The following is a 16,898-nucleotide window of genomic DNA, read 5'->3' on the forward strand; positions in this document are numbered from 1 at the left end:
GCCCCTCTCAAGGAGTACGGGACATGGCGCGCATGCGCATACTGGTGACCGGCGGGGCGGGCTTCCTCGGCTCGTTCCTGTGCCAGCGTCTTCTGGCGGACGGACACGACGTCCTCTGCGTCGACAACTTCTTCACGGGCTCCCGCGACAACGTCCTGCATCTGCTGGACGATCCGCGGTTCGAGGTCATGCGCCACGACGTGACCTTCCCGCTCTATGTCGAGATCGACCAGATCTACAACCTCGCCTGCCCGGCCTCGCCGATCCACTACCAGTACGATCCCGTCGCCACCGTGAAGACGAGCGTGCATGGCGCGATTAACATGCTCGGCCTCGCCAAGCGGACCCATGCGCGCATCTTCCAGGCCTCGACCAGCGAGGTCTATGGCGACCCGACCGTGCATCCGCAGCCCGAGAGCTATCGCGGCTCGGTCAACCCGGTGGGCCCGCGGGCCTGCTACGACGAGGGCAAGCGCTGCGCCGAGACGCTGTTCTTCGACTATCACCGCCAGTACGGCATCGACATCCGGGTCGCCCGCATCTTCAACACCTACGGCCCGCGGATGCATCCCAACGACGGCCGGGTGGTGTCGAACTTCATCGTGCAGGCGCTCAAGGGTGATCCGATTACCCTTTACGGAGAAGGGCTTCAGACGCGTTCCTTCTGCTTCGTCGAGGATCTGATCGAGGGTTTCGTGCGCTTCATGGCCGCGCCCGCCGGGGTCACCGGGCCGATCAACCTCGGCAACCCGAGCGAGTTCACCATCCGCGCCCTGGCCGAGATGATCATCGAGCTCACCGGCTCGCGGTCGCAGATCGTCTACCGGCCATTGCCGCAGGACGACCCGCTGCAGCGCCAGCCGGACATCCGCCTTGCCTCAGAGCAGCTGGGCTGGCGTCCGGCCGTCCCGCTGCGCGAGGGGCTGGTGAGGACGATCGCCTATTTCGAGACGATGCTGCGCGGCGCGGACCTCCACGTGCTTCCGGCAGCGCGGGCGCCGGTGCGCCTGCATGGCGGAGCCCCGCTCGCCGTGGCCGCGCAGGGCTGATGGGGGCTGATCCGATCCGGGCGCAGCCTGCCTGCGCTCGGAAGCCAGAGGTCGTCCGCGCATGAGCAAGGTCCGCACAGGCATCTTCTTCTCGGCTGCGGACAAGTATGCGACGCAGGCCCTCGCCGTCGCGACCATGGCCATCATGTCGCGCCTCCTCACCCCGGCGGAGACCGGCCTTTACCTGGTCGCGAACGGCCTGATCCTGCTGGCCGACCAGTTCCGCGCCTTCGGAGTCGGCGTCTATATCGTGCAGGAGCGCGAGCTGGACCGGAACGCCGTGCGCGCCGGGTTCACCGTGACCTTCGCCATTTCGCTCGCCATCGGCGCCGCGGTCTGGGCCAGCGCCGACCTCGTCGCCGCATTCTACGGCGATCCGGCCCTGGCCCGGCTGCTGGTCATCGCCGCCCTCGCCTTCGCCGTGATCCCCTTCGGCAGCCCCGTCATCGCCCTTCTCCAGCGGGAGCTGGCCTTTGGAATGGTGGCCCGCATCAACGTCACGGCCGCCGTGGCGGGCTTCGTCGTCACGGTCGGGCTGGGGCTCGCAGGCTTCGGTCCCGACAGCTACCTCTGGGGCTTCGTTGCGACCAGTGCGACGCTGGCGGTCATGGCCTTTGCCGTGCGGCCGGAGACCTGGATCTACCGGCCGTCGCTGAGGCGGGCGCGGCGCGTGCTCTCGTTCGGGATCACTTCCTCGGCGGTGACGCTGATCAACGTGGCCTATGACATGCTGCCGCGGCTGGCCTTCGGGAAGATGCTCGGGTTCGATGCCGTCGGCCTCTATTCGCGCGCGCTGACGGTGTGCCAGCTTCCCGACCGCATGATCGGATCGGCGCTGCAGCCGGTGATGCTGCCCGCGATGGCCGCCGAGGCGCGGGCGCAGGGCGACCTGAAGGCCAGCTATTTGCACGGCCATGCGCTGATGTCGGCGGCGCAATGGCCGGCGCTGGTCCTGCTGGCGCTGCTCGCCGATCCGGTCGTGCGGATCCTGCTCGGCAACCAGTGGGGCGAGGCCGTGCCGCTGGTGCGGATCGTCGCCATGGCGAACATGGCGCTGGCCCCGGCCTTCATGACCTTCCCGCTGCTGGTGTCGCTGGGGCGCATCCGCGACGCGCTGACCGCGAGCCTCATCAGCCTGCCGCCCTCGGCCGCCATCACCATCTTCGCGGCCAATTTCGGCCTGACCGCGGTGGCGGCGAGCCTGTTCGTCACGGCGCCGTTTCAGATGCTGGTGGCGCTCTACTTCATCCGCCGCGTCATCGGTCTGACCTGGGGCGAACTGCTCCGCGCCTCCGGCGCTAGCGCGGCGGTCACGGCGGCGACCGCGGCATGCCCGGTGCTCGTCATCCTGCTCTCGGCCGATGGCCTCGCGCTCGGCTGGGGCGGGACGGCGCTTGCCCTCGGCGGCGCGGCGCTGGGCTGGGTCGCGGCGGTCATGCTGCTCGATCATCCGCTGCGGCGCGAACTATGCGTCATCGCGGACATGGCGGCCGGCGTGCTGAGTCGCCGCCGGGCCGCGCGCGCCCCGCAGGCATAAGGACAAGGCATGGTCAAAGGACGCGTCCCGCGCTGGCGGGACGCGCGTCCTTCTTCGCGCCGCGGGATCGAACCCCGGCCCGATTCAATCGGCCGGACGCATCCCCGAAAGAGGTAGATGCCCGCCGCGCCCGCGCTGAATGAACTAGCCCGCCCGCCTCACGCGCTTAGCGGCGGCTGCGCCGGAACCTCTTTTTGGTGCGCTCGCGCCTTTCACGAAACCGCTTACGACTGGTTGCAGGAAAGTGGCCGAACGCGGTCCCGGAGGACAGGAATGCCGATCAACAACTGCATCATCGAGGACGGTGTCGTCTTCACGCACCCGGATCTCGTGAACACCTATGGTTGCCGGATCGGCGCCGGAACGCGCGTGGGGCCCTTCGTCGAAATCCAGAAAGGCAGCGACATCGGCGCGCGCTGCAAGATCTCGTCGCACTCCTTCATCTGCGAGGGCGTCACCATCGAGGACGAGGTCTTCGTCGGCCACGGCGTGATGTTCACCAACGGCCTGCTGCCCCAGGCGACGAACGAGAGGGGCGCGTTGCAGACGGACGAGGACTGGGAATGCACCCCCACCCTCGTTCAACGCGGGGCCTCGATCGGCTCCAACGCGACGATCATCTGCGGGGTCACGATCGGCGCCAAAGCCCTCGTGGGTGCGGGCGCGGTGGTCACCCGCGACGTACCCGATTTCGCGATCGTCGCGGGAAACCCGGCGCGGGTGATGGGCGATGTCCGCAACCGCCCGGCCGCGTCCCATCCCAACCGGCTGCGCCGTGCGGCGCCGCTTCAGCAAGTGAGCGTGGCATGATCCGGGTCGGTATCGTCGGCTATGGTTACTGGGGACCGAACCTCGCGCGTGCGGTGTCGGAGACGGAAGCCTTCGGTCTCGCGATGATCGCCGACATGTCCGCGGCGGCGCGCGAACGCGCCGGCCGCCGCCATCCCGGCGTGACGCTGACCGCCGACTGGCGCGAGTTGATCGCCGATCCCGACGTGGACGCCGTCATCGTCGCGACCCCGGTGCACACGCATTTCGAGATCGCCCGCGCGGCGCTGAAGGCCGGCAAGCATGTGCTGGTTGAAAAGCCGATGACGGATTCCCCTGTAACCTCGTCCATCCTCGTCGAGGAGGCGGCGCGGCGCTCCCTCGTCCTGATGGTGGATCACACCTTCGTCTATACCGGGGCGGTGCGGACGATCTCGAACCTGATCGCCCAAGGGGAGCTCGGCGAGGTTTATTACTACGACTCCACGCGGGTGAATCTCGGCCTGTTCCAGCGCGACGTGAACGTGATCTGGGATCTCGCCGTCCATGATTTCGCGATCATGGACCACCTGCTGAAGGCGGACCCAATCGCCGTTTCCGCAAGCGGCGCCTGTTTCGTCCCGAACAGCCCCGAGAACATGGCGCATCTTTCGGTGTTCTTCGATGACGGCTCGATGGCCCATCTGAACGTCAACTGGCTGGCGCCGGTGAAGATCCGCCAGACGCTCATCGGCGGCAGCCGGCGGATGGTGATCTATGACGACATGCAGACCAGCGAGAAGGTCAAGATCTACGATCGCGGGGTCCTGCCCAGCGATCCCGCGGCGCCCAGCTACGAGCACCTCGTCTCCTACCGCATCGGCGACATGTCGGCACCGGCGATCTCCTCCAAGGAGGCGCTGCTGACCGAGTTCGAGGAATTCGCGCGCTGCATCCAGACCGGCGCCGCGCCCCTCACCGATGGTCAGTGCGGGCTCAGGGTCGTCGAAATGCTCTCGGCCGCGACGCGCTCGATGACGCTTCGCGGCCATCCCATCGAACTCACTGCGGAGCGCCTCGCCTCATGATCCCGTTTCTCGATCTGCAAGCCCAGTATCGGACCGTCGGCCCCGAAATCGAGGCCGCGGTGCTGCGCACGCTGCGCGGTTGCAGCTATGTCCTCGGCCCGGAGGTCGAGCGCTTCGAGGAGGACTTCGCGGCCTATTGCGGCACGAAGCACGCGGTCGCCGTCAGCACCGGCACCTCGGCCCTTCACCTCGCGCTGCTCGCGGCGGGCATCGGCCCCGGCGACGAGGTCATCACGGTGCCGATGACCTTCGTCGCCACGGTCGCGGCCATCGTCTATGCCGGCGCCACGCCCGTCTTTGCCGATATCGACCCGCACACTTGGAACCTCGATCCGGCGGCGGCCGAGGCCGCGATCACCCCGCGCACCAGGGCCATCCTTCCGGTCCATCTGCACGGCCGCCTTGCGGACATGGACGCGCTGAGGGCCATCGCGCGGCGCCACAACCTCGTCCTGATCGAGGATGCGGCGCAGGCGCACGGGGCCGAGCGCGGGGGCGTCCGGGCGGGCGCATTCGGCGCGATGGGCTGCTTCAGCTTCTATCCCGGCAAGAACCTCGGCGCGGCCGGTGAGGGGGGCGCGGTCACCACCAACGACGCCGCCCTGGCCGATGCGATCCGCTGCCTGCGCGACTGGGGCCAGCAGGGGAAATACAACCACGTCCGCCACGGCTTCAATTATCGCATGGAGGCCATCCAGGGCGCGGTCCTGGGGGTCAAGCTGCGCTATCTGGATGGCTGGAACGACGCGCGGCGGCGCATCGCCGACGCCTACAGCGACGGGCTGGCGCCGGAACTCGTCCGACCCGCCCCGTTCGGGCTGGACCATGCCTGCCATGTCTACGCGATCCGCGTCCCGGACCGCGACCGCAGCCGCGAGGCGTTGCAGCGGGCCGGCGTCTCCACAAACATCCACTATCCGACGCCGGTCCACCTGCAGCCCGCGTATGCGGGTCTGGGCTACCGCAAGGGCCAGTTCCCGGCTTCCGAGGCCTTCGCCCGCGAGACGCTGTCCCTGCCCCTCTTCCCCGAGCAGCAGCCCGAGCAGGTCGCTGCCGTGATCGAAGCCGTCAACCGCGTCGCCGCCGGCGCGCTTGCTGATCCCGCGTAAGGAACACCCGCATGTATGACCTGAGTGGAAAGAAGGTTCTGGTGACGGGGGGCGCCGGCTTCGTCGGCTCGCACATCACCGACCTGCTGCTGGAGGAGGGCTGCGAGCGCGTCGTCGTGGTCGACAACATGGTGCGCGGGCGCGTGGCGAACCTGTCCGGTGCCATCCAGAGCCAGCGCGTCGATCTGGTCCACGGGGATATCCGCGACACCGACCTGATGCGGCGACTGGTGGCGGGCTGCGACACGGTGTTTCATCAGGCCGCGCTGCGCATCACCCACTGCGCGGCCGAGCCGGACCAGGCCATGCAGGTGATGGTGGATGCCACCTTCGACCTGATGCAGCTCTGCGTCGAGCATCGCGTCCGCAAGGTCGTCTTCGCCTCCTCGGCCTCCGTCTACGGCATGGCCGAGGCGTTCCCGACGACCGAGGCGAACAACCCCTACCAGAACCGCACCCTCTACGGCGCGGCCAAGACCTTCGGCGAGGGCCTGCTCCGCTCCTTCAACGACATGTATGGGCTCGACTACGTCGCGCTGCGCTATTTCAACGTCTACGGCCCGCGCATGGACCTGCATGGCCGCTATACCGAGGTGATGGTCCGCTGGATGGAGCGGATCGAGGCCGGCGAGCCGCCGATCATCTTCGGCGACGGCACGCAGACGATGGACATGATCCACGTCACCGACGTCGCCCGCGCGAACATCCTGGCGGCGCGGGCCGAGGTCAGCGACGCCGTCTTCAACGTGGGCAGCCAGACCGAGACCTCGCTGGCCGAACTCGCGGCCGAGATCGCCTCCGCCATGGGCCGCGAGGACCTGACGCCGGTGCGGCAGCCCGCCCGCGCGGTCAATCCGGTCCCGCGGCGGCTGGCCTCGGCCCGGCTGGCACAGGAAGCGCTGGGCTTCGAGGCCCGTGTCGGGCGCCGCGAGGGCCTCCGGGATCTGGTCGAATGGTGGCAGGCCGAGCGTGCCGCGGCCCAGCGCGAGGAGAAGATCTCGTGATCCCGATCACCCTTCCCCTTGTCGGGCCCGAGGAGGCCGATGCGGCGCGCGACGTCGTCCTGTCCGGCTGGCTCTCGCAGGGACCGCAGGTGGCCGCCTTCGAGGCCGAGTTCGCGGCGAAGGTCGGCGCGGCGGATGCCTGCGCGGTCTCCAACTGCACCACCGCCCTCCATCTGGCGCTGCTTGCGATCGGCGTGAAGCCGGGCGGCGAGGTCATCACCGTCAGCCACTCGTTCATCGCGGGGCCGAACGCGGTGCGCTACTGCGGCGCCGAGCCGGTCTTCGTCGATGTCGAACGCGACGGCTTCAACATGGACCCAACGCGCATCGCCGAGGCGATCACGAGCCGGACCCAGGCCATCCTCTGCGTCCACCAGATGGGAATGCCCTGCGACCTGAAAGCGATCCTCGAGGTCGCGCGGGCCTATGGCATCCCCGTCGTCGAGGACGCCGCCTGCGCCGTCGGCTCGCGCATCCTGATCGACGGCGAATGGCGCAGCATCGGCCGCCCGCAGGGCGATGTCGTCTGCTTCTCGTTCCATCCGCGGAAGGTCATGACGACCGGTGAAGGCGGCATGCTGACCACCGACAATGCCGAGTTTGCCCGCTTCTTCCGGCTGGTGCGGCAGCATGGCATGTCGATCCCCGACACGGTGCGGCATTCAAGCGCCGAAGTGGTGTTCGAGGAATACCCGGTCGTCGGCTACAATTACCGGATGACCGACATGCAGGCGGCGATCGGGCGCCAGCAGCTCAAGCGGCTGCCGGAAATCATCACCCGGCGGCGCAGCATCGCGCAGCGCTACGAGGCGCTGCTCGAGGCCATTCCCGGCGTCGAGGCCCCGCGCGAGCCCGGATGGGCAAGGAGCAACTGGCAGAGTTATCCCGTCCGGCTGGCGAGGCATCTGGACCAGAGGTCGATCATGCAAAGCATGCTGGACCGGGGCGTGGCAACCCGGCGGGGGATCATGTGCGCCCATCTCGAGGCGCCCTATGCCGGCGCCGCGCGCCACCCGCTGCATGCGTCCGAAGCCGCGCAACGCCACTCGATCCTGCTGCCGCTCTATCCGCAGATGTCGGTTGAGGATCAGAACCAGGTGGTGAGCGCGCTGCGCGATGCGGTCGCGGGCGCCGTCCCTGCCCGCGCGGTCCATGACAGGCTCACGGCATGAGCGCAGGGCATGCCGCAAGGGCCGAAGCGGACGGGTCCGACATTCTGGGCAGCATGCGGCGACGGATCGAGGCGCTCGACCTCGATCTGCGCGGTTTCCTCGTCATCACCGAGGCGGCAACCGGTGCCTATGCCTGCACCGCCCCGCTGGCGGCGATGGCGGGCGCGCGTGTTCACGCGATCGGCCGTGACACCGCGCGGCATGGCTCCTTTCAGGACGCCGTGGAGTCGACGACGGCGCTGGCCGAAGCCGCCGGCGTGGCCGATCGCATCACGATAAGCCGCACAATCCCGCCGGATCTGCTCGCCGAATGCGACATCCTGACCAATTCCGGGCATCTGCGGCCAATTACGGCCGATACGATTTCACAGCTTCCCGAACGGGCCGTCATTGCCCTCATGTTCGAGGCCTGGGAGTTCCGCGAAAGCGACCTCGATCTAGCGGCCTGCCGGCGGCGCGGCATTCGGATCGCCGCGGTCAATGAGCGCCATCCCGATGTCGCCGTCTTTCCGTTCCTCGGAACATTGGCCGAGCATATGCTGACGGATGCCGGGCTGGTGATTCGCGGGGCGCGGATCCAGCTTCTCTGCGACAACCCCTTCGCGCCCTTCATCGAGCGCGGGTTGAGGCAGGCGGGCGCCTTCGTGGAAACCGCGGCGCGCCCCGCTGCCGCAAGGATGAGCGATTCGGATGCCATCCTCGTCGCCCTCGACCCGTCGCGGAACGCCGAACTCGATGAGGAAACGCTGGGAAGACTCGGCGCCCTGTCGCCCGGTGCCCTTCTCGCCCAGTTCTGGGGCGACATCGACCGCGAAGCGGCAGACCGGGTCTGGTCGGGCGCAATCTGGCCCCGTGTGACGTCACGTCGCGGGCACATGGCAGTCCTGCTCAGCGACCTGGGGCATGAACCCATCGTCCGCCTCCAGGCGGGCGGGCTGCGCGCCGCCGAACTTGTGGCGCGTGGAAAACCATTGTCCGAAGGAGGAGTTGCGGAGCTCTTTCTAGAATCGCACACGGCCGCGTGATCGCGCTCGCCGGACGGGAACTCTCGCATTATCAGCTGCCGGGCATTGCCCTGCCCGTCAGGGTTGTAGTTCTGATGTCATTCCGCCTAATTCAGCTCGGCGAACACAAGTTCTTCACTTTGTCGCCACCGAGCGCCGTGTTAACCTGACCACTCACTTGCCCGGGATTACCCCGGCCATCTGTGCAGTGTGCAGGGTGATCCTGACGGATGATCCCTGCTGACTAGAGTGGGGATGGGTATGAAAGAATTGATTAATTCAGACCGGACTACGTCACTTGCCAGCGCGCAGCCAGTCATCAAGGTTTCGGATCAAGAGTTCTTTGCGCTGATCGACAATCGCCGGCTCGAGAGAGAATGCTTCATCAAGAGCATCGAATTGCTCGAACCTCGCCTTGCCATTTCAGGTTATTCGACTGCGGACGAGTTTGTCGAGGCAGCCGGGGCGTTTCCCCGGCAATGGACGGTGCTGTTCAACATCGGCAACCGCCAGCTCTCGAACGCGGATGTCGTCAAGGAACTGGCCTCGATCAAGAATCTTGGTGACTCCTGCGCTGTCGTCATCGTGGCGCCGTCCGACGACCTCGATCAGATAATCGCCGCCCTCGATTCCGGCGTTTCCGGCTATGTTCCGGCCAATCTGGGAATCGAGGGAATGATCGAGGCCGCGCGGCTGGCGGCTTCGGGGGGTGTCTTCCTCAGGTTCGAAAGTCTCGCAAAACTGCGGAAATCGGCCGTTGAGGAAAAAGACGCGCCGCCCGAAATCCAGAGTCTGACCGGGCGGCAGACGGCGGTCGCGGAGGCATTGCGCCGCGGCAAGTCGAACAAGACCATCGCCTATGACCTGAACATGTGCGAAAGCACGGTGAAGGTCCACATTCGCAGCATCATGCGCAAGCTTCATGCGACGAACCGGACGGAAGCGGCTTACAAGCTCAATTCCATCCTGCCGGCTTAGTCCGTTACGAGATGAGGGCGGCCGGTCTTGTGCCGGCCGCCATTCAGACCGCTGAGCTTCTGCGCCGGTCCCTCCCCTCACGTCGAGCGGGTGTGGTACCGGCGCAGCGATTTCGCCAGGTCGCCCGCGTCCCGATAGCCGTAAAGCGCCTGCCGCTTCAGGTTCACGCGGTTGATGACCACATCCAGCTCCGTGCCGCCGCGCTGCGACAGCCGCTCGACGGCGGATTCGACGGCGCTGAGCCGGGTGCAGCCCCATTGAACGACCAGCAGCGTGCGGGACGCCAGACCGGCCAGCATCAGTGCCTCATTCGTCACAAGCGCCGGCGGGGTGTCGAAGATCACCATCTGCTGATTGGCCTTCGCCGTCGCCATCAGCGTCACCGCGAGCGCCCGGTCGATCTGGCGTTTCGCGCCGCGCGCGCCGCGGGTGACGTAGGAGATCCCGGAGGCGGCGTCGTGTCGGACGACTTCGTCGAGCTGCGCCCTGCCGGAGATGAAGTCGGAGAAGCCCGGAGACTCAGGCACGCCGAGCCGGATATGCAGGTTGCCGCGGCGGAGATCCGCATCGACGAGGAGCACGCCACGGCCGGACGCCGCCACCTCGCGGGCGAGCGCGAGCGCGGTGGTCGACACCCCCTCCCCTGGGAGCGCCGAGGTGACCAGGATGCTGGGCGGCAGCACGCCGCCGCTTCTTCGCTGCTCGAGGGTGAGAAGCACGCCCTCAATGCCCTCGGCGTAGAGGCGGCCCGCGGCCTGGAAGCGGCGCGAGCGGAAGGCGCGCCGCGGGATCGCCGGAAGGGAGCCGGCTGCCGTGATCCCCGGAATCTTGCGAAGCTGCTCATGGCTGCGGACCGTCTTGTCGAGCATCTCGAAGATGAAGGCGACCAGCAGGGCCAGCGTGCCCGCCCCGAAGATCGCGGCGACGAGATAATGGGTGGAGCTGCGCCCGTCCGGGACCAGCGGCACCGTCGCCGGGGAGAGCACCTCGATCTCCGCCGCCGGCAGCCTCGCCTCCGCCTCGAGCGCGCGGAGCTGCTGTTCGAGCGCGTCGAGGGCGGTCTGCTCGGCGTCCGCGGCGCGCTGCAACTGCGCCAGCCGCGCCTCGGTCCGGGCGACATTCGCCAGCGACTCCTCGGCGGCGGCCATGCTCGCGACGACCACCCGCTCCTCGCGGTCGAGCGCCGCCAACTCGGTGACGAGGTTGCGCCGCCCGCGTTCGATCTCGGCCTCGAGCGAGCGTTCAAGACCGCTGATATGCGTCTCGGCCGCCACGCGCGCCCCCGCGGCGACGACACCTTCCTGCGCCGCGCCGTAGCGCTGGAGGAGCCGCTGCAAGTCCGACTTCTCCGCCTCGATCTGGCGCCACAGCGTGAAGACGCTTTCCGTGTCGATCGCCTCGGCCCTGCTCTCGAGGTCGTCCGCCGCTTCCAGGGCCGTCAGCCGGGTGGTGAACTCGGCCCGGTTTCGGACGATTTCCGCCCGCCGCGCGCTCAGATCCGTCAAGGTCTGCGTGGCGGCCGGGGCGCCGGTGGGCGCGTCCTCCGCCTCCTCCCTGACGGCATTGGCAGCCGCGATGGCGTCGGCCACCCGCCTCGCCTGCTCGGTGACGCGGCCCTGAAGCCATGCGCTCGCCCTGCCGGTCCGTTCTTCCGCCCGCTTCTGGCTTTCATCGAGGTAGAGGCGGATGACCGTGTTGGGCACGAGCGCCGCGAGGATCGGGTCCTGCGATGCGAAGCGGATGCTCACCACGCCGGACCCCGGCGCCTGCAGGATTCCGAGATGCGCGGTATAGGCGCGGACGATGGGATCCATCGGGTCCGTCTCCTGCCACGCTCCCCCCGCACCGGCGCCGCGGATCAGGGTCCGCAGATAGCCCCTCGCCTGCTCCAGCGGCGAGACTTCGTTCAGGGCCGGATTGAACTCGGGCCGGTCCTGGAGCCGCAGCTCGGTGATGACGCGGACGGCGAGTTGCCGCGAGACCAGCCGTTCGGCCTCGGTCGTCAGGTTCAGCTCGGCCTCCGCGGTCAGGCCGGAGGCAGCGAGCGCGGGGGGCAGCGGGTCGTGGATGAGGATCCGGGCAATCGCCGAATACGACTTCTCCATCCCGAGGATGAGCGGCACGAGCGCCAGCAGGACGACCGTCCCGACGAGGAGGATGAGCCTGATCCGGCGGCGCACGACCCGAAACAGGGCCGCAACGTCCAGCCAGTCGTCATTCCCCTCGGCCGGGAGCGGCGCCGGCGGGGTTGCAAGCGCACGGGTGATCTTGTCGAGCTGGCTCAAGCGCCCTGTCCTTCTGCGACGGTCCGGTTCGGTCGGGTTGCAAGCGCGCGGCTGTAGACGGCCTCCAGCCGCGGCATGTAGGACGCCATGCTGAACCGCGCGAGAAACAGCTCGCGCGCGGCGCGGGAGAGTTCGGCGCGGCGGGCGGGATCGGCGACCAGCCCGGCCAGCGTCCTGCCCAATGCCGCGGCATCGCCGACCGGCACGAACACCCCTGTCACGCCATCGGTGATGACTTCCTCATGGGCGCCCACGCGCGTCGTGACGACCGCCAGCCCATGCGCCAGCCCCTCCACGACCGACATCGCCATGCCCTCGGCATGCGAGGGCAGCACCATGATCGAGGCCTGCCGGCAGAGCGCCGCGGTCGCCTCGGTGCCGAGCCAGCCCGGCAGCTCGACGCGATCGGCGAGGCCCAGTTCGCGGACTCGCTGCCTGTAGTCGGCAAGGGGGCCGTCCCCTGCAAGGACCGCGCGCCAGCGGCGGCCGCTCATGGCCGGACCGGCGAGGGCGTCCAGCAGTTCGGGGACGCCCTTGCGCTCGCTTAGCCGTCCGAGAAAGAGGATCAGCGGTTCGTCACCCCGGTTCTCCGCGCCCGCTCCGGGGTCCGGGACGCAATTCGGCATGACGAACACGCGATCCGCGCTGACGCCGAGCGTCTCGACCACCATCCGCCGGTCGCGTTGGCCGAGGACGGCGACCGCGTCGGCGCCCCGGAACATGCGGCCGACCGCCGCGCGCAGCCGCGCGGGCCGCCGGTTGAAATCCTCCGCGTAGTCATAGTCGTGCAGGTGCAGGACATGCCTGCATCCCAGCCGTCTGGCCGCGGCGGTCAGGACCAGCTTGCGGACCGTGCTGCCGCGTCCGGCGATATGGATGTGATGGACCCGCTGCGGCGCAAGGATGCGGTCGCGCGTCATCACCGCGAGGGACGCCGAAAGCCGCGCCGGGCTGGAGAGCGGCGAAAAGCGCGGCCCCCGCGTGTCGGTGACGGCGTGCCGCACCGCCTGCCCGGCGGCCTCATCGACAACATAGCCGATGAAGCGCCCGATCCCTCCGCCATGCTCGAGACCGCCCGGTCCGTAATGCCGGACGGCGATGTCCCGGCCGCTCACGTCGCCACCTCGTGCCGCGCGGCGGCGAGGCGGCGGTAGAGGCGCGCGGCCTCGGCGCCGACCGCGGCGGGCGCGTTCTCGCCGTTTGCCCAGGCGGCAGCACGGGATCCGAAGGCCTCCCGCAGCCGGGGCTTCGCCGCGAGCCGCTCCATCGCATGCGCAAGGCCGGGCGCATCGCCCGGCCGCACGACGATGCCGATGCCGGCCTCGCGCACCGTGGTGCCGATCTCGCCCACATCGGTCGCCACGACCGGCTTGCCGAACGCCGCGGCAATCTGGAGCACGCCGCTCTGCGATCCCTCGGCATAGGGCAGCGCCACCACATCGGCGTCGAGGAAGAGCTGCGCCACCTCGGGATCGGGGATGAAGCGGTTGCGGATGTCATAGCGGCCCGGATCGCCCATGCGGTCCCGGAACATCCGCGGATCGTCGCCCCGGCCTGCGATCACGATCCTCAGATTCGGGATCTCGCGGGTCAGCGCCTCGGCGCGGATCATCAGCTCGATGCCCTTGTAGGCGTAGATGCGCCCGAAGAGCAGGACCGTGAAGGTGCCTTCCGACCGCCTCGCCAAGCCTTCGCGCCGCGCAAGCTCCGCATAGCGCAGGATCGCGGGGTGGGAGAGGACATGCACCTGCCGCCGCGGCTTGGCGAAGCGGTCGGCCGCCATGTCCCGCAGCGCCTCGCCATGCACCACGAGGTCGCGCGACTGCCGCGCCATCAGCGTGGTCGCCCACACGGGCAGTTTCCCGGTCTCGGCGTCACCCGGATGCATGGTCACGTCATGCACCGTGGTGACGAGCGGCGTGTCGCGCCAGAACGGCGCCGCGAGGTTCAGCCACAGCGTGTTGTTGCTGAGGAGGTGGATGACGCCCGGCCGCTCGCGCCGGACCAGCCGCAGGAGCGAGGCAAGAAAGAGGGGGTTCCTCAGGCTGCTGTGGCGCGGCCAGTCGAGGAGGCGCAGGTCGACCGCCGGATCGAACCACTCCGCCAGCCCGGCATATTGCCGCCGCGGGACGCCGAGGATCACCGGCACATGCGCGGCGACGCCATTCGCGAAGGAGATGGTGAAGTCCTCGAGTTCGGAGACGAGCAACAGCGCGCTCGCGCGTCCGCGCGGTCGTCCGCTGCGCGAGAGGGGCAGCGGGGCGGTGGCGGCGGCCGAGGGAAACAGGTCGTTCATTGTCACTGCGAAGATGCTGCGTTTGCGTCCGGTGGCGCCGGGAGGCGCGGCACGGCTCCCTCCCGACAGTAAGCGCGGCAGGCGCGGGGCATTCGGCGCATTGGGCCAGCCCGGCGCGGGCGGGCTTCAGCACTTTGCTCGCCCTTCGCCGAATGGCGTAACCTGCCCCGGCTCATCCGGCGGAGGACCGCGGCTCCAATTGCCGGGTTCCCGATCCGGGCGCGGCGGGAACACTGGGGACGACCTCGCCAGGGATGAATCCATGCTCACCGCCGGCCAGCCCTCCGGCATCGCCCGCCGCCGCTGGTCCGTCGAACCGGCCGCCCCCGCCTGGCAGCGCCGGGCCGGCCTGCGGTGGCGGACGGTCGAGTGCATGGGCGTGGTGCTGGCGCTGTTCATCCAGACCGGCGCGATCACGGTGCTCGCCTTCAGCGGGCCGGGCGGGTATCTCACCGATTCGGGCCGGTCCATGCTGCAGCTTCTGGCGCTGCCCGGCTACCTCGTCACCCTGATCCTGCTCGCCCGCCGCCCGGCCCAGTTTCTGGCCGCCCTGCGAGGCAATATCTGGGTCACGCTGCTCCTCAGCATGACGGTCGTCTCGGTCCTGTGGTCGATCAGTCCCTCGATCTCGCTGCGCCGTGCCATCGGCCTGGTGCTGTCGCTGCTCGTGGCCTACCTGATCGCGATCCGCTTCACGCCGCGGCAGTTCTTCATTATGGTCATCCTGCTGCTCGGGGCCTGCATGGTCCTGAGCCTCGCCATGATGGTGGCGCTGCCCGGCTGGGCGCGGATGCCGGACAGCGGCGAGTTGCGCGGCGTCTTCAGCCACAAGAACGTCCTCGGCTGGAACGCCGCCATCGCGGCGCTCGCGGCGGCCGCGGTGGCCACCGACCGCGCTGCCGGCATACGCCGGCTCGCAATCTCGGTTTTCGCCGTCTCGATCGCATGCCTGCTGCTCTCGCAATCGTCCACGGGCCTGGTCACGGCGGTGTCGACCGGGATCTTCGCCCTGTTCTACAAGCTGCTGGGCAGGACGCGCGGGCTCGGCCGGGTCGTGCTGATCCTGCTAGTTGTGCAGGTGGTCGCGGCGACGGTGGTCTCGATGGACCTGCTCCTCGGCGTCGTGCTGGAGGGCACCGACAAGGATGCCTCGCTCACCGGGCGGGTCCCGCTGTGGATGATGGTGGACGAGGCGATCTCGAACCGCCTGCTGCTCGGCTACGGCTTTCAGGCCTTCTGGACCGATGGCAGCGGGGATGCCTGGGCGATCTGGACCCGCCTGGGGTGGATGGCGCCCCATGCCCATAACGGCTACCGCGATGCGCTGCTGAGCGTCGGCCTGGTCGGGACCGTCCTGCTCATCATCGTCATCCTGCGCGCGCTGCGCGACGGGGCCCGCCTCCATTGCCGCTTTCCGGCCGAGCAGTGGTTGTGGATCAACGCGATCATCTGCGTGACGCTGGTGATGAACCTGACCGAAAGCACGCTGCTGATGCAGAACAGCTTTCAGTTCACCATCTTCATGACGGCGGTCCTGATGATCTCGTGCCGCAAGCAGGAGCTGTGACAGCGGCTTTCCGCGCCGCTGTCAGGCTCCGTTCGCGCGAGGTCACGCACTCATAAAGGGCTAGCATCCCGGTGCGATCGCTGATTCACTTCGCGAAAGAGGAGGGCAGCATGAGCCAGCACCGTTACGAACTGAACGATTTCGAGTGGTCGCTCATCGCCCCGCTTCTGCCGAACAAGCCGCGCGGTGTGGCGCGGACGACCGCAAGGTGCTGAACGGCATCTATTGGCGGCTCAGGATCGGCTCGCCCTGAATTGACATTCCCGAGCGTTACAGACTCTCCACGACCTGCTACAACCACCGCATGCAGTGGGCTAGGATCGGCGTGTGGATTTTCGAGGCCATATTCGCGCCTTACGAGGGGGCCGAGCAGTCGGTAGACAGCTCCTCGATCCGCGTTCACCGGGAATGTCCGACATTCCGTGGATGGGCTTTCGGCCCGTTTCCATCTGACCGCCTTCCGCCGCCGAGCGGGTTGAAGCTGTCGTCGAAGATGATGGCGGACTGATTGACCGCTGTCCGCCAGCCTCTGACGTTTCGCGCGGTTTTCTCGTGCTCGCGGATGGCCAGGCAGATCAGCTTCTCGGCGGCTTTCTCGGACGGGAACGGGCCGGGTCTTGATGGCCGTGCGGATCACCCGGTTGAGGCTTTCCACGGCATTCGTAACCGGTATGAGGTGACCGGGGCCCAGATTCCGGCCGTCGGTTTCGCGCTGGCGGCGTAGGCTGTGAGCATCCGGGACAGAGGCTCCGGGAGCACGAAGCTGCGGGCAGGCCGATGTATTCGATGAGCCTCGAGCTCGCGTCAGTAGATGGCCGCCTCTGCGACTCGCCCGGTTGCGCTGCGCGTGCGGCTCCGCAGGTGTCGTGTCCCCCACGCCGCTCCCGTCATCGAGGCTGACAAGGAGGCGCAGATGCGACGTGTGATCGGCATCGACGTCCATCGAACCTTCGGGGAGGTGGTGGAAGGGCGTCCTTCGGCGGGTGGGGCGGGTGGACATGACCCGCACGGCGCTGGAGGGGTTCGGCAAGACGCTCGACGCTGCTGACGCGGTGGTGATCG

Annotated in this window: 15 protein-coding genes; 12 read left to right on the forward strand and 3 right to left on the reverse strand. The window is 68.4% G+C overall.

What is annotated here, in order from left to right:
• Nucleotides 1–23 precede the first annotated feature (23 nt).
• The 10 genes from GI374_RS15575 to GI374_RS15620 all read left to right on the forward strand — a co-directional run bounded on the left by GI374_RS15575 (nt 24) and on the right by GI374_RS15620 (nt 9,688).
• Complete coding sequence (locus tag GI374_RS15575; protein WP_154337968.1) at nt 24–1,049, forward strand: UDP-glucuronic acid decarboxylase family protein; 1,026 nt, start codon at nt 24–26, stop codon at nt 1,047–1,049.
• 61 nt (nt 1,050–1,110) lie between these two features.
• Nucleotides 1,111–2,586, forward strand: a complete 1,476-nt coding sequence (locus GI374_RS15580; RefSeq protein WP_154337969.1) for a lipopolysaccharide biosynthesis protein — start codon at nt 1,111–1,113, stop codon at nt 2,584–2,586.
• Nucleotides 2,587–2,859: 273 nt separating this feature from the next.
• Nucleotides 2,860–3,396, forward strand: a complete 537-nt coding sequence (locus GI374_RS15585) for an acyltransferase (protein WP_154337970.1) — start codon at nt 2,860–2,862, stop codon at nt 3,394–3,396.
• On the forward strand, nt 3,393–4,421 hold the full coding sequence (locus tag GI374_RS15590) for a Gfo/Idh/MocA family protein (RefSeq protein ID WP_154337971.1): 1,029 nt from the start codon (nt 3,393–3,395) through the stop codon (nt 4,419–4,421). Before GI374_RS15585 ends, GI374_RS15590 begins: the two co-directional genes overlap by 4 nt.
• Complete coding sequence (locus GI374_RS15595) at nt 4,418–5,530, forward strand: DegT/DnrJ/EryC1/StrS aminotransferase family protein (protein ID WP_154337972.1); 1,113 nt, start codon at nt 4,418–4,420, stop codon at nt 5,528–5,530. The genes GI374_RS15590 and GI374_RS15595 overlap by 4 nt, the downstream gene beginning before the upstream one ends.
• Before the next feature lie 11 nt (nt 5,531–5,541).
• The gene (locus GI374_RS15600; protein ID WP_154337973.1) at nt 5,542–6,534 is read left to right on the forward strand and encodes an SDR family NAD(P)-dependent oxidoreductase; all 993 of its coding nucleotides are present in this window, start codon (nt 5,542–5,544) and stop codon (nt 6,532–6,534) included.
• A complete protein-coding gene (locus GI374_RS15605; RefSeq protein WP_370515400.1) occupies nt 6,531–7,706 on the forward strand; it encodes a DegT/DnrJ/EryC1/StrS family aminotransferase in 1,176 nt (391 codons plus the stop codon). The genes GI374_RS15600 and GI374_RS15605 overlap by 4 nt, the downstream gene beginning before the upstream one ends.
• 155 nt (nt 7,707–7,861) lie before the next feature.
• A complete protein-coding gene (locus GI374_RS15610; protein ID WP_229583398.1) occupies nt 7,862–8,731 on the forward strand; it encodes a hypothetical protein in 870 nt (289 codons plus the stop codon).
• Nucleotides 8,728–8,880 carry a hypothetical protein gene (locus GI374_RS15615; protein ID WP_154337975.1) on the forward strand — a complete coding sequence of 51 codons (153 nt, stop codon included), beginning with the start codon at nt 8,728–8,730 and terminating at the stop codon, nt 8,878–8,880. Before GI374_RS15610 ends, GI374_RS15615 begins: the two co-directional genes overlap by 4 nt.
• Before the next feature lie 91 nt (nt 8,881–8,971).
• Nucleotides 8,972–9,688, forward strand: a complete 717-nt coding sequence (locus GI374_RS15620) for a response regulator transcription factor (protein WP_195759955.1) — start codon at nt 8,972–8,974, stop codon at nt 9,686–9,688.
• A 77-nt stretch (nt 9,689–9,765) separates the two neighbouring features.
• Here the strand turns inward: GI374_RS15620 and GI374_RS15625 are convergent, their stop codons facing one another.
• Genes GI374_RS15625 through GI374_RS15635 form a run of 3 tightly spaced genes read right to left on the reverse strand, consistent with a single transcriptional unit; the run spans nt 9,766 to nt 14,269 of the window.
• Nucleotides 9,766–11,973, reverse strand: a complete 2,208-nt coding sequence (locus GI374_RS15625; protein ID WP_154337977.1) for a polysaccharide biosynthesis tyrosine autokinase — start codon at nt 11,971–11,973, stop codon at nt 9,766–9,768.
• Entirely contained in the window at nt 11,970–13,088 is a 1,119-nt protein-coding gene (locus GI374_RS15630; RefSeq protein ID WP_370515402.1) for a glycosyltransferase family 4 protein, read from the reverse strand. Before GI374_RS15630 ends, GI374_RS15625 begins: the two co-directional genes overlap by 4 nt.
• Nucleotides 13,085–14,269, reverse strand: coding sequence for a glycosyltransferase family 4 protein (locus GI374_RS15635; protein ID WP_154337979.1), 1,185 nt, complete (start codon nt 14,267–14,269; stop codon nt 13,085–13,087). The genes GI374_RS15630 and GI374_RS15635 overlap by 4 nt, the downstream gene beginning before the upstream one ends.
• A gap of 262 nt (nt 14,270–14,531) precedes the next feature.
• Between GI374_RS15635 and GI374_RS15640 the strand changes: the two genes are divergently transcribed.
• Both GI374_RS15640 and GI374_RS15645 read left to right on the forward strand, forming a co-directional pair.
• Entirely contained in the window at nt 14,532–15,836 is a 1,305-nt protein-coding gene (locus GI374_RS15640) for an O-antigen ligase (protein ID WP_154337980.1), read from the forward strand.
• A gap of 562 nt (nt 15,837–16,398) precedes the next feature.
• Entirely contained in the window at nt 16,399–16,560 is a 162-nt protein-coding gene (locus GI374_RS15645) for a hypothetical protein (RefSeq protein WP_154337981.1), read from the forward strand.
• Nucleotides 16,561–16,898: the final 338 nt, after the last annotated feature.

Source organism: Paracoccus sp. S-4012, from assembly GCF_009674885.1.
GTDB lineage: Bacteria > Pseudomonadota > Alphaproteobacteria > Rhodobacterales > Rhodobacteraceae > Paracoccus.

Excerpts from the sequence above, each read along its gene's own strand:
- GI374_RS15575 (WP_154337968.1), top strand. The coding sequence starts at position 24 with ATGGCGCGCATGCGCATACTGGTGACCGGCGGGGCGGGCTTCCTCGGC.
- GI374_RS15580 (WP_154337969.1), top strand. The coding sequence starts at position 1,111 with ATGAGCAAGGTCCGCACAGGCATCTTCTTCTCGGCTGCGGACAAGTAT.
- GI374_RS15585 (WP_154337970.1), top strand. The coding sequence starts at position 2,860 with ATGCCGATCAACAACTGCATCATCGAGGACGGTGTCGTCTTCACGCAC.
- GI374_RS15590 (WP_154337971.1), top strand. The coding sequence starts at position 3,393 with ATGATCCGGGTCGGTATCGTCGGCTATGGTTACTGGGGACCGAACCTC.
- GI374_RS15595 (WP_154337972.1), top strand. The coding sequence starts at position 4,418 with ATGATCCCGTTTCTCGATCTGCAAGCCCAGTATCGGACCGTCGGCCCC.
- GI374_RS15600 (WP_154337973.1), top strand. The coding sequence starts at position 5,542 with ATGTATGACCTGAGTGGAAAGAAGGTTCTGGTGACGGGGGGCGCCGGC.
- GI374_RS15610 (WP_229583398.1), top strand. The coding sequence starts at position 7,862 with ATGGCGGGCGCGCGTGTTCACGCGATCGGCCGTGACACCGCGCGGCAT.
- GI374_RS15620 (WP_195759955.1), top strand. The coding sequence starts at position 8,972 with ATGAAAGAATTGATTAATTCAGACCGGACTACGTCACTTGCCAGCGCG.
- GI374_RS15635 (WP_154337979.1), bottom strand. The coding sequence starts at position 14,269 with ATGAACGACCTGTTTCCCTCGGCCGCCGCCACCGCCCCGCTGCCCCTC.
- GI374_RS15640 (WP_154337980.1), top strand. The coding sequence starts at position 14,532 with ATGCTCACCGCCGGCCAGCCCTCCGGCATCGCCCGCCGCCGCTGGTCC.
- GI374_RS15645 (WP_154337981.1), top strand. The coding sequence starts at position 16,399 with ATGGCCAGGCAGATCAGCTTCTCGGCGGCTTTCTCGGACGGGAACGGG.